General features: G+C 64.0%; 16 protein-coding genes. 2 read left to right on the plus strand and 14 right to left on the minus strand.

What is annotated here, in order from left to right:
- Positions 1–96 precede the first annotated feature (96 nt).
- Positions 97–1,629 carry an NCS1 family nucleobase:cation symporter-1 gene (locus ACNQP3_RS20215; RefSeq protein ID WP_060546498.1) on the plus strand — a complete coding sequence of 511 codons (1,533 nt, stop codon included), beginning with the start codon at positions 97–99 and terminating at the stop codon, positions 1,627–1,629.
- A 16-nt stretch (positions 1,630–1,645) separates the two neighbouring features.
- Positions 1,646–2,374 carry an aspartate/glutamate racemase family protein gene (locus ACNQP3_RS20220; RefSeq protein WP_003254359.1) on the plus strand — a complete coding sequence of 243 codons (729 nt, stop codon included), beginning with the start codon at positions 1,646–1,648 and terminating at the stop codon, positions 2,372–2,374.
- A 118-nt stretch (positions 2,375–2,492) separates the two neighbouring features.
- Here the strand turns inward: ACNQP3_RS20220 and ACNQP3_RS20225 are convergent, their stop codons facing one another.
- The 14 genes from ACNQP3_RS20225 to ACNQP3_RS20290 all read right to left on the minus strand — a co-directional run bounded on the left by ACNQP3_RS20225 (position 2,493) and on the right by ACNQP3_RS20290 (position 14,276).
- Positions 2,493–3,686 carry a D-amino acid dehydrogenase gene (locus ACNQP3_RS20225; RefSeq protein ID WP_264316394.1) on the minus strand — a complete coding sequence of 398 codons (1,194 nt, stop codon included), beginning with the start codon at positions 3,684–3,686 and terminating at the stop codon, positions 2,493–2,495.
- Positions 3,687–3,730: 44 nt separating this feature from the next.
- On the minus strand, positions 3,731–4,393 hold the full coding sequence (locus ACNQP3_RS20230; RefSeq protein ID WP_004577112.1) for a histidine phosphatase family protein: 663 nt from the start codon (positions 4,391–4,393) through the stop codon (positions 3,731–3,733).
- Between the two features lie 234 nt (positions 4,394–4,627).
- Positions 4,628–4,966 (minus strand): FKBP-type peptidyl-prolyl cis-trans isomerase, encoded by a 339-nt coding sequence (locus ACNQP3_RS20235; protein WP_003254365.1) that lies wholly within the window; start codon positions 4,964–4,966, stop codon positions 4,628–4,630.
- 127 nt (positions 4,967–5,093) lie between these two features.
- Positions 5,094–5,501 (minus strand): GFA family protein, encoded by a 408-nt coding sequence (locus ACNQP3_RS20240; protein ID WP_003254367.1) that lies wholly within the window; start codon positions 5,499–5,501, stop codon positions 5,094–5,096.
- A gap of 139 nt (positions 5,502–5,640) precedes the next feature.
- Entirely contained in the window at positions 5,641–6,429 is a 789-nt protein-coding gene (locus ACNQP3_RS20245; protein WP_108078025.1) for a PhzF family phenazine biosynthesis protein, read from the minus strand.
- A 51-nt stretch (positions 6,430–6,480) separates the two neighbouring features.
- Complete coding sequence (locus ACNQP3_RS20250) at positions 6,481–7,419, minus strand: 2-hydroxyacid dehydrogenase (RefSeq protein WP_014860681.1); 939 nt, start codon at positions 7,417–7,419, stop codon at positions 6,481–6,483.
- A gap of 855 nt (positions 7,420–8,274) precedes the next feature.
- Positions 8,275–8,691, minus strand: coding sequence for a hypothetical protein (locus ACNQP3_RS20255; protein WP_003254373.1), 417 nt, complete (start codon positions 8,689–8,691; stop codon positions 8,275–8,277).
- Between the two features lie 12 nt (positions 8,692–8,703).
- A complete protein-coding gene (ccmI, locus tag ACNQP3_RS20260) occupies positions 8,704–9,900 on the minus strand; it encodes a c-type cytochrome biogenesis protein CcmI (protein ID WP_264316395.1) in 1,197 nt (398 codons plus the stop codon).
- Positions 9,893–10,369: a cytochrome c-type biogenesis protein gene (locus ACNQP3_RS20265; RefSeq protein ID WP_003254376.1), complete on the minus strand. Its 477-nt coding sequence runs from the start codon at positions 10,367–10,369 to the stop codon at positions 9,893–9,895. Before ACNQP3_RS20265 ends, ccmI begins: the two co-directional genes overlap by 8 nt.
- The gene (locus ACNQP3_RS20270; protein ID WP_014590171.1) at positions 10,366–10,902 is read right to left on the minus strand and encodes a DsbE family thiol:disulfide interchange protein; all 537 of its coding nucleotides are present in this window, start codon (positions 10,900–10,902) and stop codon (positions 10,366–10,368) included. Before ACNQP3_RS20270 ends, ACNQP3_RS20265 begins: the two co-directional genes overlap by 4 nt.
- Complete coding sequence (locus tag ACNQP3_RS20275; protein WP_264317306.1) at positions 10,899–12,872, minus strand: heme lyase CcmF/NrfE family subunit; 1,974 nt, start codon at positions 12,870–12,872, stop codon at positions 10,899–10,901. The genes ACNQP3_RS20270 and ACNQP3_RS20275 overlap by 4 nt, the downstream gene beginning before the upstream one ends.
- A gap of 11 nt (positions 12,873–12,883) precedes the next feature.
- Positions 12,884–13,339, minus strand: a complete 456-nt coding sequence (gene ccmE, locus ACNQP3_RS20280) for a cytochrome c maturation protein CcmE (protein WP_013973561.1) — start codon at positions 13,337–13,339, stop codon at positions 12,884–12,886.
- Positions 13,336–13,512 carry a heme exporter protein CcmD gene (gene ccmD, locus ACNQP3_RS20285; RefSeq protein WP_013973562.1) on the minus strand — a complete coding sequence of 59 codons (177 nt, stop codon included), beginning with the start codon at positions 13,510–13,512 and terminating at the stop codon, positions 13,336–13,338. Before ccmD ends, ccmE begins: the two co-directional genes overlap by 4 nt.
- The gene (locus ACNQP3_RS20290; protein ID WP_012273476.1) at positions 13,509–14,276 is read right to left on the minus strand and encodes a heme ABC transporter permease; all 768 of its coding nucleotides are present in this window, start codon (positions 14,274–14,276) and stop codon (positions 13,509–13,511) included. The genes ccmD and ACNQP3_RS20290 overlap by 4 nt, the downstream gene beginning before the upstream one ends.
- Between the last annotated feature and the right edge of the window lie 21 nt (positions 14,277–14,297).

The following is a 14,297-nucleotide window of genomic DNA, read 5'->3' on the forward strand; positions in this document are numbered from 1 at the left end:
CCCACAACCCTGTGATGCCAACGCTGCACCGACGAGATGGCGAGCCCGTGCGCATGCCCGCTCATCGCAGTCCATGTGCATCAGGAGCCCGCCGGAATGAGTAGCAGCCTCGACCTTGCCCCTGAACAATCCGTCGCCAGCACACACCCCGCGTCCACGCTTGCCGGCCACCAGCCGGACCTTGTTCTCAGCCCGCGCCTGCATAACCGCGACCTGGCGCCCACGCGTATGGAAGGCCGTCGCTGGGGCGGCTACAGCATCTTCGCGCTGTGGACCAACGATGTGCACAATATCGCCAACTATTCGTTCGCCATGGGCTTGTTCGCCCTCGGCCTGGGCGGCTGGCAAATTCTGCTGTCGCTGGCCATCGGCGCGGCACTGGTGTACTTCTTCATGAACCTGTCGGGTTACATGGGGCAGAAAACCGGGGTACCGTTCCCGGTCATCAGCCGCATTGCCTTCGGCATCCACGGCGCGCAGATCCCGGCGCTGATACGTGCCATCATCGCCATCGCCTGGTTCGGCATCCAGACCTACCTGGCATCGGTGGTGCTGCGGGTGCTGCTCACCGCCGTGTGGCCGCAACTGGCAGCCTACGACCACGACAGCATCCTCGGCCTGTCGAGCCTGGGCTGGGTGTGTTTCGTGTCGATCTGGCTGGTGCAGCTGGTGATCCTGGCCTACGGCATGGAGATGGTGCGCCGTTACGAGGCCTTTGCCGGGCCTGTGATCCTGCTGACCGTCGCCGCCCTGGCGGTGTTCATGTACTTCAAGGCCGACGCGCGCATTGCCTGGTCGGTGGCTACCCCGCTGACCGGCTACGAGATGTGGCGCAACATCTTTGCCGGCGGCGCACTGTGGCTGGCGATCTACGGCACCCTGGTGCTGAACTTCTGTGACTTCGCCCGCTCCTCGCCTTGCCGCAAGACCATCCGCGTCGGCAACTTCTGGGGCCTGCCGGTGAACATCCTGGTGTTCGCCGTGATCACCGTGGTGCTGTGCGGCGCGCAATTCCAGATCAACGGCCACATCATCGACAGCCCTACGCAGATCGTCGCCGCCATACCCAGCACGCCATTCCTGGTGCTCGGCTGCCTGGCCTTCCTGATCGTCACCGTGGCGGTGAACATCATGGCCAACTTCGTCGCCCCGGCCTTCGTACTCAGCAACCTGGCACCGCGCCACCTGAACTTCCGCCGTGCCGGGCTGATCAGTGCCACCCTGGCGGTGCTGATCCTGCCCTGGAACCTGTACAACAGCCCGCTGGTGATCGTGTACTTCCTGTCGGGCCTGGGCGCCCTGCTCGGCCCGCTGTACGGCGTGATCATGTCCGACTACTGGTTGCTGCGCAAAGGCTGCATCAACGTGCCAGAGCTGTATACCGAGCACCCGGCCGGTGCCTATCACTACAGCAAGGGCATCAACCTGCGCGCCGTGGCCGCCTTCGTGCCGGCCGCACTGCTGGCCATCGTGCTGGCCCTGGTGCCCAACTTCCAGGGTATCGCGCCGTTCTCCTGGCTGATCGGTGCCGGCATCGCCGCCGCCCTGTACCTGCTGATCGCGCCACGTAACCGCCACTACCACGACGTCAGCGGCGAGTGCATCGCCGTCGACCACAGCGGCCATTAATCAAGGAGGACTGCCCATGCGTATTCTGATCGCCAACGTCAACACCACCGAAGCCATTACCCAGGCCATTGCCGAGCAGGCCCGTGCGGTGGCCGCACCCGGTACCGAAATCGTCGGCCTCACGCCCTGGTTCGGCGCCGAATCGGTGGAGGGCAACTTCGAGAGCTACCTGGCGGCCATCGCGGTGATGGACCGGGTCCTGGCCTTTGAAGGGCCCTACGATGCCGTGATCCAGGCCGGTTATGGCGAACATGGCCGCGAAGGCCTGCAGGAACTGCTCAACGTGCCTGTGGTGGACATTACTGACGCCGCCGCCAGCACGGCAATGTACCTGGGCCACGCCTATTCCGTAGTAACCACGCTTGACCGCACCGTGCCATTGATCGAGGACCGCCTGAAGCTCTCGGGCCTGTATGACCGCTGCGCCTCGGTGCGAGCCAGCGGGCTGGCGGTGCTGGAACTGGAAGCCGACCCGCTGCGGGCCGTGGAGGCGATTGTCGAGCAGGCCGAACGCGCCGTGCGTGACGACAAGGCCGAGGTGATTTGCCTGGGTTGTGGCGGCATGGCCGGGCTGGACGAGCAGATTCGCCAACGCACCGGCGTGCCGGTGGTGGATGGTGTGAGTGCAGCGGTGACCATTGCCGAATCGCTGGTGCGCATGGGTTTGAGCACGTCCAAAGTGCGCACCTATGCGACGCCACGGGCGAAGAAAGTGGTGGGCTGGCCGATGCGCTTCGGCCGCTAGACATCCTTCGCCTGTACCGGCCTCTTCGCGGCTAAAGCCGCTCCTACCGGACCAGCGCAAGCCTGAATACCGTGGGGTCCTCGTAGGAGCGGCTTTAGCCGCGAAGAGGCCGGCCCGCTTAACGCATCATCCCGGCCAAACGCTGCGCACTGCCACAGGCCAAGGTGAACCCCAACGCCCCATGCCCCAGGTTCAGCCACAGGTTGCGGTACACCGTCCCACCTATGATCGGCACGCCGGTAGGTGTCGCTGGTCGCATCCCCGCCCACTCCACCGCCTGGCCATAATCCGCCGCCCTCGGCAGCGTCTCCAGCGCCAGCCGCCGCATGCTCTGCAAACGGCGCATGTCCACCGACTCGTCGAAGCCGACAATGTCCACCATCGCCGCTACCCGCAGCTGCTGCCCCAGGCGTGCATAGACGATTTTGCGCTCATAGTCGGTAAGGCTCACCTCCGGGGGCAGGTGCCCGGCGCTGATCGGTGCGGTCAGGCTGTAGCCCTTCAGCGGGTAAACCGGTATCTGCACCCCCGGTAATGCCAAGCCTGGGCCGCGATGCCCAGCACACAGCACCAACTGCTCCACGTCCAGCTGCTGATCGCCCAGTTGCAGTGCCACGACCTGGCCCTGGCGCTGAACCAATTGCGTCACTGGCCGGCCAAGCAGGAAACGGCACTGGCCCGACGCACGCAACAGCGCCTCCAGCCGCAAGCAAAACACGTGGCAATCGCCAACCTCTTCGCCCGCCGTGAACACGCCCCCCACAAACGGTGCGCCATCCAGGGCAGGCTCCAGCCCGCGCAGCTCGGCAGCCGCCAGCACCTGCTGACTGGCTGGGTCCGTCAACTGTTCCCGGCCTTTGGCATAGGCCCGTTCACTGCGAAAAGCCACCAGCTTGCCATTGCGCCGCCAGGCGAAATCCCCCAGGTTCTGGTGTTCGCGCCACTGCGCCAAAACGGCCTGGCTGTACAGCGCCAGCTCAAGCAAGTGCCCGGCATTACGGCGATTGACGCTACGCCTGCAAGCCAGGGTGAATGCCAGCAGCCAGCGCCACTGGGCCGGGTCCATGCGCAAGCGCAAGCGCAATGGCGACTCGCCCTGCAACAGCCAGCCCAGCGCCTGCCACGGCACCCCGGCATCAGCCAGCGGCGCCACATAGCGATAGGACAATTGCCCGCCATTGGCAAAGCTGGTGGCCGACGCCAGGCTGTCGCGGGCCTCGATCAGGTCAACCGACCGCCCTTCCCGAACCAGCGCGTAAGCCGTCGCCAGGCCCACCACTCCGCCACCGACCACCGTTACCTGCTGCTTCATCGCTCATCCCTGTTCCGGCTTCCTTGCCAAACAGTACCAGCGGATCAGGTCGGGCAGCTATGCGCACCGTCATTCAGGCCCTGACGCACATTGCGGCTCAGCAGGCTGGCCTTGCCATCGTGCCAGGTCAGGGTCAGTACGTAGAGGGTGTCGAAGTCTTCGCCGCTCCAGTCCTCGGTGATCACCCGCTCCTCCCCCAAGGCCTTGCCGGCCACCGTGTTGATCAGTTCCGGCAGGTAGCCGTGGGACCAGGCGGTATAGATGGTCGCATTGCGGTATTTGTCGCTCAGCAACTCATCGGCCAGTTCAGCGGTGTCGTTGGCGCCGTAGTCGATATTCACCGGTAAGCCGAGGCGGATGGCACTGGGGGTGATGGTCATCAATGGGCGGATGTAGCTGTAGCTTTCATCCCGGCTGCCTTCCTCGACATGCCGCGTGGGGTTGGCGGCAAACACATAGTCGGCCTTGCCGAAGCGCTCGGGCAGTACAGTGGCCAGGTCCAGCGCACGGTTGAGGCCCTGGCAATTCAACTGCCCGAGCCCCTCGCCCGGCTTCTCGCCATGACGCAGAAACACCAGGGTCTGGGTGCCATCCACCGGTCGTGCCCGGCTTTCGACAGCCTCCAGCGCCAATGGTACGGCGACGGCTGTGAGCACCAGGCTCAGCAGCAAGTGGCGGCGACGACGGAAGAATGTTGGCAACTTCATCAAGGCAGGCTCGTGTGGCAGAGAAAATCGGGTTTACCCGCCACATCGCCCGGCCAGTTGCAGGGCGCCCGTGTAGTGAATGCCATCCCTGGCAACGCGTCAGGGTCAGAGTGCCCCGAACCCGTTTGGTTCCTCCCTGGAGGTGGATGCCGTTCCCTAGGCAAGGCCTAGATTAGGGGCTGGGTGTTGCGCAATTGTGTAAGGTGCAAGAACCTCGGGTTGCAACGTGCCCACTCAATCATCCCGCGTGAGCACTTCCAGCAGTTCAATCTCGAAGGTCAGGTCCGAATTCGGCGGGATCGCCCCCACGCTGCGTTCGCCATACCCCAGGTGCGCCGGTACCAGCAGCTTGCGCTTGCCACCTACGCGCATGCCCATCAGGCCTTGATCCCAGCCTTTGATTACCCTGCCGGTACCGATCACGCACTGGAACGGCTTACCGCGCGACCAGGACGAGTCGAACTCGCTGCCATCGGCCAGCCAGCCGGTGTACTGGGTGGTGATCAGGGCACCTTTGACGGCGGCTTTGCCATCACCCTCGACCAGGTCGATGATCTGCAGTTCTTGGCTCACGGGTACACTCCAAACGCTGAAAAACAAAACCGCCCTTTTCTCAGGAATGCACCGGTTTGGCAAGTTCAGGCAGAAATGTCCGGAGGCATTCACCCACGGAATGCCTCCGGACAAACATGACGTTGAATCAGCTGTTCTGCTCGAACACCTCTTGGCCGGACAGCTCCTTGGTCTGATTGGCGAAGCAGTACCACGCGGGCTTCTGTTCGACGAAGATCTGCAGGTCGAAATCCCAGGCTTGGTCGCCATCGAGCAGGCCGACCGGCACGGCATGGAAGTCGTTGGCCTTGAGCCGGTAGTACAGGTGCGTACCACAGCGGCCACAGAAAGCACGCTGGGCCCAGTCGGACGAATCATAGACGCTGGGCGCACGCCCTTCGATCAGCGGAGGCTTGCTGCAGTGCACCACCAGCAGCGGGCCGCCGGTCCACTTGCGGCACATGCTGCAATGACAAGCGCTGATATGGGTATTGTCGACGGTGACCGTCAGCCGCGTGTCGCCGCACAGGCAGGTGCCTTGTTTTTCCAGGGCCATGGGTGGCTCCTCGAATGCAAAGATGGGCCTGCAATTATAGAAGCCCGCCGCGAAAGCCGCTTGCTTGCTGCTTTTGTACTCTGCAAGACAGCGCAGCCCAAAAGGGCTGGCTGTCTGCTACAGGGCATCGCACTCACGGCTAGATGTACGCCGTACCACGCAGGTACAACGCCGCCCGCCCACTGATGATTACGCGGCCATTGCCCGGCACTTCGCACTGCAACTGCCCTTTGCGTGCCCCGCCCTGCTCGCAGCTCAGCACGTTCTTGCCCAGCCTCTGGGCCCATACCGGTGCCAGCGAAGTGTGCGCCGAGCCGGTTACCGGGTCTTCATTCACCCCAACCCGCGGGCCGAACCAGCGGGTGACGAAGTCAAAGCCACGCCCTGCCGCGGTCACGGCAATGCCACGGACGTCGAAGGCCGACAGCGCAACAAAGTCGGGTTTCAACGTTTCGAGCAGCATGGCGTCATCGATCACCACCACATAATCGTCGCTACGGTACACCGCCTTCGCCTGGCTCAAGCCCAGCGCCTGCAGTAGGCCCGCCGGCGTGTCCACCGCTACGGGTTGTTTGGCCGGGAAGTCCATGGCCAGCAGGCCATCAGTGCCGCGGCTGACGCGCAGCTCGCCACTGCGGGTGTTGAAGCGCAGTACTTGCGCCTGCTCACCCAGTTGCTCGAACAGCACGTAAGCCGAGGCCAAGGTAGCATGGCCGCACAGGTCGACTTCCACGGTGGGGGTGAACCAACGCAGGTCGAACGTTTCGCCTTTGCGCACGAAGTAGGCTGTTTCTGACAGGTTGTTTTCTTCAGCGATGCGCTGCAGCACATCGTCCGGCAGCCAGCTTTCCAGCGGGATCACTGCGGCCGGGTTGCCACCGAACGGTTCAGTGGAAAAGGCATCGACCTGGAAGATTTCGAGTTGCATGCACACACTCCTTGTTACCTGGGCGCTGCCAGGCAGATATCTGGAAAAGGGCTACGGGCGTACCGGGGTCAAAACTGGCTCACCGGCAAAGAACGCCTGCAGGTTGCGCAGCACCAAGGCCACCGTGTCGCGCGCAGCTTCTGGCGATTGGCCAGCCACGTGGGGTGTGAGCACAGTGTTGGGCAAGGCCTTGAGTGCATCGGGCACTGCTGGCTCGTCATCGAAAACATCCAGCGCGGCGCCAGCCAGCTGGCCACGCTGCAATACGGCAATCAGGGCCTGCGTGTCGACCACGCTGGCACGGGCGATGTTCACCAGATAGCCTTCAGCGCCCAGGGCCTGAAGGACGTGGGCATCGACCAGATGCCGGGTGTTGGCGCCACCGGGGGTGGCCACCACCAGGATGTCGACGGCTTCAGCCAAGTGCCGAGGGCTGTCGTACCAGGCATAGGGCACATCCTGGCGTGGTGTGCGGCTGTGGTAGCTGACGGGCATGTCGAAGCCCAAGTGGGCCCGCTTGGCGATCGCCAGCCCCACTGCGCCGAGGCCGAGAATGCCCAGGCGTTTGCCACTCACCGAGGGGCTGATCACCCGGTTCCATTCACCGCGCCGCGTGCTGGCATCGGCACGAGGAATGTCGCGCAGCAGCGCCAGCAGCAGGGCCAGGGTGTGGTCGGCGACGGCTGCGGCATTGGCCCCGGCGCCATTGGTGACGGTTATGCCGCGTGCGGCGGCGGCGGCCAGGTCGACCTGCTCGTAGCCGGCGCCGATCACGCAGATGATCTGCAATCTGGGTAATGCATCAATTTCGGTGGCGGATAGCCCCAGCGGCCCACGGGTGAGTACCGCATCGATTTCTTCGGCGTGGCGATGAATGGCATCGGCGCGCAGTTGCGGCGAAGGGGCACGGATCAGGTGGTAACCGGCCTGCTCCAGCATGGGCAGGTAATCGTCGACGGTTTCCACCAGTACCAGGACTGTCTTGCTCATGCCACCTCCGGGTGAATTCGAGGCGTCATTATGCGGAGTCACCGGCCGGTACAGTCAATGGAAATAACAAGGCAAAACTGTACTGTGCTGTTGCTGTTGCTGTTGCTGTTGCTGTTGATCTTGATCTTGATCTTGATCTTCGCGACTTCAGGAGGCCGAACGTAGGCCTTGCGGAGGGAGGTGACGGGCATGGATGCCCGTCAAGCGCTGGGCCCCAGGATGGGGCCTGCAGCGCGGTCCTCCCGGGAGCGAGGCCGGAGAGAGGGGACCCCGGAGCGCAGCGCAGGGGCCGGATGATGGGAGCGCAGCGTTTTTTGGTTACTTTTTGTCGCGTTTGACAAAAAGTGACTCGCCGTAAGGGCGAAAAGGTGAGTCAGCGTCGCCATCGCGAATGGACTGTTCGCTGAGTCAAAACAGACGAATTTGCTTCTTGCTTCTTGCTTCTTGCTTCTTGCTTCTTGCTTCTTGCTTCTTGCTTCTTGGATGTGGGCATTCACATCGAGTAGGTATTCATTCACGCACGTGGCGCATAGTCACCTTTCCGCCCTTACGGCGGGTCACTTTTTGTCAAACGCGACAAAAAGTAACCAAAAAACGCTGGCTCCTATCATCCGGCCCCTGCGCTACGCTCCGGGGTTCCCTCGCTACGGTCTTGCTCCCGGGAGTACGCGCTGCAGGCCCCATCCATGGGGCCTCAGCGCTTGACGGGCATCCATGCCCGTCACCTCCCTTCGCAAGCCCTGCGCTCGGCCTCCTGAAGTCGCAATCTGCGTCGCCTGAACTACCGCGCGCTTACAAGCAAAAGCAGAAGCAGAAGCAGAAGCAGAAGCAGAATAAGCAGATACAGAAACAGCGTTACTGCGCGAACGCGCGCCCTAACCCACCGGGTACACCACTGCTGTCAGTTTCCTGCCAAGGCCCATTCGGGCTCAACGACCAGCTCCAGCCGTTATCAAACCGATAGTACGTACGCTGCCGGTAGAAGGTATTGGGCTGCTTCTCCAACACATATACACCCAGCTTGGGATCCCAGTGACTTGCCCCGCCAGGCGGTGGCGCAAAGCTGGCCGAGGTGCGCGGCATGGGCTTGGGTATCGCCGCCGGCTTGCTCGGCGAAGTGGCAGGCTGCCTGCCCGGCAAGGGCTTGACCACCGGCCCCGAAGGCGGCACACGCTCGATCGGTGGCGCGGGCTGCTCGTACGGCTCATGCACCGTACACGCAGACAAACCCAGGGCCAAGGTAATCAGGGTCAGGCGGACGGTGCTGTGCATGGCATTGCTCTCTTACTGGTCTGGAGTGTCGATGGTCAGGCGCTGGGTAGCCTGGGTGGCGCTAGACAACGGCGCCCCCTGGCCAATCCACTCACCCTGGGTAGGCTGACCCGCGCGTGAAACACGTGCAACCAGTTGGACTTCGGCATACTGCGACAGTTTCATCTGCGGCATCATCGCATCAGCATCAGACAACTCCACCTCGATCGGCAACTGCGCCACGGTCACCCGCTTGGCCGCCAGCGGCATCGGCGGGCCATTGCTGGCGCGAGCGAAGATAAACACCGTGTCGTCCGGCTGAACCTTGTCCTTCAAGGCAGCCGCCAGTTCCACCCGCACTTTCAGGCGAGCCGCCACAGGTGCAGGCTCAGTAGCCTGCACTGGCGCGCCACCCACGCGCTCGGCGGCACGGTCGATCCCCCCCTGCAACGCCGCTCGCGATGCATCACCTTCTGGCAACTGCGCCAGCAAGCGCTTCCAGTAGTCGATGGCTTCCTGATAGCGCTCGCCTTCAAACGCGGCAATACCGCGCAGGCCCAGGCTGGTCACCTCGTTGGGGTCCGCCTTCAGCGCTTCGTCAGTCAGCGCCTGCAATTGCGGGCTCCACTGCTTGTTGGCGGCAAAGTACTGGGCCTGGGCCCACTGCCCCAGCAGCTCGGGCTGGCGGCCAGCCAGGGTCACGGCCCGTTCGAACGTACGCGCGGCGTCGGCCGGGCGCTGCTCGGCCATGTAGGCCCGGCCAAGGAAATACATGGCCTCGGCCGAATCCGGCTGGGCCTGCACCACGCGTTCAAGGCGCGTGGTCATTTCTTCCATCGACTTGGGAGCCTCGGCAAACTCCTGGGTCAGCGCCACCTTGTCGGCCGCCCCGAAATGCAGGTACAGCCCCAGCGCCATCAGCGGTACCAGTACCGCAGCCAGCAGCGGCAGGGCCTTGCCCAAATGCCCCTGGCGCGGGGCCTCGGCGCCTTCGGTATCGGCCAGCAGCTCGCGGGCAGCCTCGTCCCGGCCCTTGGCCATCTGCGCCTCATCGAGCACACCGGCGGCTTGTTGGGCCGCCAGCTCGGCGACACGTTCCTGGTAAAGGGCCACGTTCAAGGCCGTGCGGTCTTCTTCCTGCTGGCGACGGCGGCCACGCAAGATCGGGAGCAGCAAAAAGCTGAGGGCAGCGAGCAGCAGAAGGCCCGCGCTAAGCCAGAATTCAATCATGGGTCTGTTCTTTTTCCAGCAGTTTGGCGAGACGCTCGCGTTCTTCGGCAGACAACTCATCGGCGCCCTGCACGGCCGTAGCACGGCGCCGGCGTACGATCACCGCCAGCACCACGAAGCCACCGGCCAGCAAGATCCCCGGGCCAAACCACAGCAGCCAGGTACGCCCGCTGAGCGCCGGCTTGTAGCGCACGAAGTCGCCATAGCGGTCGACCATGAAGTCGATGATCTGCTGGTTGCTCTGGCCTTCGCCAAGCATGCGGAAGATTTCTCGGCGCAGGTCGGCAGCAATCGGCGCGTTGGAGTCGGCAATATCCTGGTTCTGGCACTTGGGGCAGCGCAGTTCCTTGGTCAACTGTTGGTAACGCTCGCGCTCTGCCTCGTCGCGAAACTGGTAGGTGTCGATAGCCGCCTTGGCCACACCGGCCAGGCTCATGCCCAGCACCGCAGCTGCCAGCCAACGCCTCATGGCTTGGCCTCGTCAATCAGGCCCTGGTACAACGGCGCCAGCTGTTCACGCCAGACCGTGGCATCGACGATGCCGACGTGCTTGTAGCGGATGATGCCCTTGGCATCGATCAGGAAGGTTTCCGGCGCCCCATACACCCCAAGGTCCAGGCCCAGGCTGCCCTGTTCGTCACGAATATCCAGCTGATAGGGGTTGTGGAACTCGGCCAACCACTTCTGCGCGGCGGCGTTGTCATCCTTGTAGTTGACCCCATGGATCACCACCCCCTGCTGTGCCAGCTGGTTCAGGTACGGGTGCTCGACCTTGCACGACGGGCACCAGGTGGCCCACACGTTGACCAGTGCCGGGCGCCCCTGCAAGTCGGCCTGAGTCAGGGTGCGGTCCCCCTGTGTCGACGCCAGGGAAAACGCCGGGAACGGTTTGCCGATCATTGCCGAAGGCAGCTCGTCGGGCTTGAGGAAAAGCCCCTTGTAGAGGAACACCGCCACCAGCAGGAATACTGCAAGGGGCACAACCATGATCCAACGCTTCATGCAGCTGCTCCAGACACGCCCAGGACATCACGCACCCGGGTCTTGACCTTGACGCGGTAGCGCCGGTCGAGGGCCGCCAGCAACCCGCCCAGGCCGGTCAGCAGACCGCCCAGCCAGATCCAGCGGACGTAAGGCTTGATATGCACACGTACTGCCCAGGCGCCGTTCTCCAGCGGCTCGCCGAGGGCGACGTACAGGTCGCGGGTAAAGCCGGCGTCGATGCCGGCTTCGGTCATCATCGACTGCTGCACGGTGTACAGGCGCTTCTCCGGGTGCAGGGTGGTCACTTCACGGCCATCGCGGCTGACCACCACGGTGCCCTTGTCGGAGATGAAGTTCGGCCCTTCGAAGTGCCGGGCCCCCTGGAACAGGAAGTGGTAACCGCCCAGCTCCACGCTCTCGCCCGGTGCCATGCGCAGGTCGCGTTCGGCGCTGTTGTTGCTCGACAGCACCACGCCCAGCGCGCACACCGCCAGGCCCAGGTGCGCCAGCTGCATGCCCCAGTAGCTGCGACCCAGGCCAGGCAGGCCCTTGAGCAGGCCTTTGTGACGGGTCTTGTCGAGAATGTCGCGCAGCCCGCCAAGCACCACCCAGGCGGCCAGGGCGAAGGCGGTCAGGGTCGGCCAGTCGAAGTCGTCGACGATAAAGCCTGCCACCGGCGCGAGGATGGCGCTGCCGAGCAGCACCGGGGTCATCATGCTGGCCAGCCATTTGCCGGGGGTGTCTTTCCAGCGCACCACCACGCCCACGCCCAGCACCACCATCAGCAGTGCCATCAGCGGCAGGAACAAGGCGTCGAAATACGGTGGGCCGACCGACAGCTTGGCACCGGTCAACGCATCGAGCACCAGCGGGTAGAGGGTGCCGAGCAGAATCATCGAGGCCGCCACTACCAGCACCAGGTTGTTGGCCAGCAGCAGCGTCTCGCGCGACCACAGGGCAAAGCCGACCTGGCTCTTGACCACCGGTGCGCGCAAGGCGAACAGAGTGAGCGAACCACCGACCACGAACAGCAGGAAGATCAGGATGAAAATGCCCCGCGACGGGTCGGCGGCAAACGCATGCACCGAGGTCAGGACACCGGAGCGCACCAGGAAGGTACCCAGCAGGCTCAGCGAGAACGCGGCAATCGCCAGCAGCACGGTCCAGCTCTTGAATACCCCGCGCTTCTCGGTCACCGCCAGCGAGTGGATCAGCGCCGTACCCACCAGCCAAGGCATGAACGAGGCGTTTTCCACAGGGTCCCAGAACCACCAGCCACCCCAGCCCAGTTCATAGTAGGCCCACCACGAACCCAGGGTAATGCCGACACCGAGGAAGGCCCAGGCAACGATGGTCCAGGGCCGCGACCAGCGCGCCCAGGCGGCGTCCAGGCGGCCACCGAGCAAGGCGGCGATGGCGAAGGCGAAGGCCACCGAGAACCCGACGTAGCCCATGTACAGCATCGGCGGGTGGACGATCAGGCCAAAGTCCTGCAACAGCGGGTTGAGGTCGCGGCCATCGGTCGGCACCTGCGGCAGCAGGCGCTGGAACGGGTTGGAGGTGATGATCAGGAAGCTCAGGAAGCCCACGCTGATCATGCCCATTACCGCCAGCACGCGGGCCAGCATCACCTGCGGCAACTGCCGCGAGAACACCGATACGGCGAAGGTCCAGCCGCCGAGGATCAGCGCCCACAGCAACAGCGAACCTTCGTGCGCCCCCCACACGGCACTGAACTTGTAGTACCAGGGCAAGGCGCTGTTGGAGTTGCTGGCCACATAGGCGACCGAGAAGTTGTCGGTCATGAAGGCATGGGTCAGGCAGGCGAAGGCAAAGGCCAGGAAGGCGAACTGCCCCCAGGCCGCCGGCCGCGCCAGGCTCATCCACAGGCTGTCGCCACGCCAGGCGCCGAGCAGCGGCACGCTGGCCTGCACGGCAGCAAAGCAGATGGCCAGGATCATCGCCAGCTGGCCGAGTTCGGGGATCACCAGCGCCGCGTTCATGGCCTGGCCTCCCCGCCGCTGGCGGCCTGGCCGCTTTCCTTCAGGGCCTTGGTAACCTCGGGCGGCATGTACTTCTCGTCGTGCTTGGCCAGTACTTCATCGGCCACCACCACGCCATCGGCGTTGAGCTTGCCGAGGGCGACGATGCCCTGCCCTTCGCGGAACAGGTCGGGGAGGATGCCACGGTAGGTGATCGGCACCGACTTGTTGAAGTCGGTGACCACGAAGCGCACGTCCAGCGAATCGGACGAACGCTGCACCGAACCTTTCTCGACCATGCCGCCGGCGCGGATGCGGGTGTCCAGCGGCGCTTCGCCGTTGGCGATCTGGGTCGGGGTGTAGAACAGGTTGATGTTCTGCTGCAATGCGCTCAAGGCAAAGCCGACGGCAACCCCGACGCCGACCAGCAGGCCGACGATGAGCAACAGGCGTTTCTTGCGCTGCGGATTCACTGGTTGTTCTCCCGGCGCAAACGGCGCGCCTCATCTTGCAGGTAGCGACGGCGGGCCAGCACGGGCGCGGCGACATTCAGCGCCAGCACTGCCAGGCAGATGCCATAGGCCGTCCACACGTACAGGCCATGGTGGCCCATGGCGAGAAAGTCACCGAAAGTGGCGAAACTCATTGTGCGGCCCTCCGCCCCAGGCTGTTCAATACTTCGTCCTTGACCCAACTGGCGCGCGCTTCGCGCTTGAGCACTTCAAGGCGCATGCGCAGCAACAGCACCGCGCCAAAGAAGCAGTAGAAGCCCAGCGCCGTGCACAGCAGCGGCAACCACATTTCTGCGGGCATCGCCGGCTTTTCGGTGAGGGTGAAAGTGGCGCCCTGGTGCAGGGTGTTCCACCACTCCACCGAGTACTTGATGATCGGGATGTTCACCACGCCGACGATCGCCAGTACCGCACAGGCCTTGGCTGCACTGTCACGATTACTGATTGCCTGGCCCAGCGCAATAATGCCGAAGTACAGGAACAACAGGATGAGCATGGACGTCAGTCGGGCATCCCAGACCCACCAGCTTCCCCAGGTGGGCTTGCCCCAGATGGCCCCGGTGACCAGCGCCACCGCGGTCATCCAGGCGCCGATGGGGGCGGCGCATTGCAAGGCGACGTCGGCCAGTTTCATCTTCCATACCAGCCCCACCACCCCGGCCACTGCCAGCAGCACGTAGCAGGACTGCGCCAGCATCGCCGCCGGCACGTGGATGTAGATGATGCGGAAGCTGTTGCCTTGCTGGTAGTCCTGGGGGGCGAAGGCCAGGCCCCAGGTGATGCCGACCAGCAGCAGGAGCACGGCAGCGCCGGCAAGCCACGGCAGCATGCGGCCGCTGATGGCATAGAACCATTTGGGGGAGCCCAGCTTGTGGAACCACGTCCAGCTTATTTTCATCAGGGTACATCCAGGGTATTG

This window comes from Pseudomonas sp. LFS074 (assembly GCF_047978165.1).
In the GTDB taxonomy this organism is placed as follows: Bacteria; Pseudomonadota; Gammaproteobacteria; order Pseudomonadales; family Pseudomonadaceae; genus Aquipseudomonas; species Aquipseudomonas putida_P.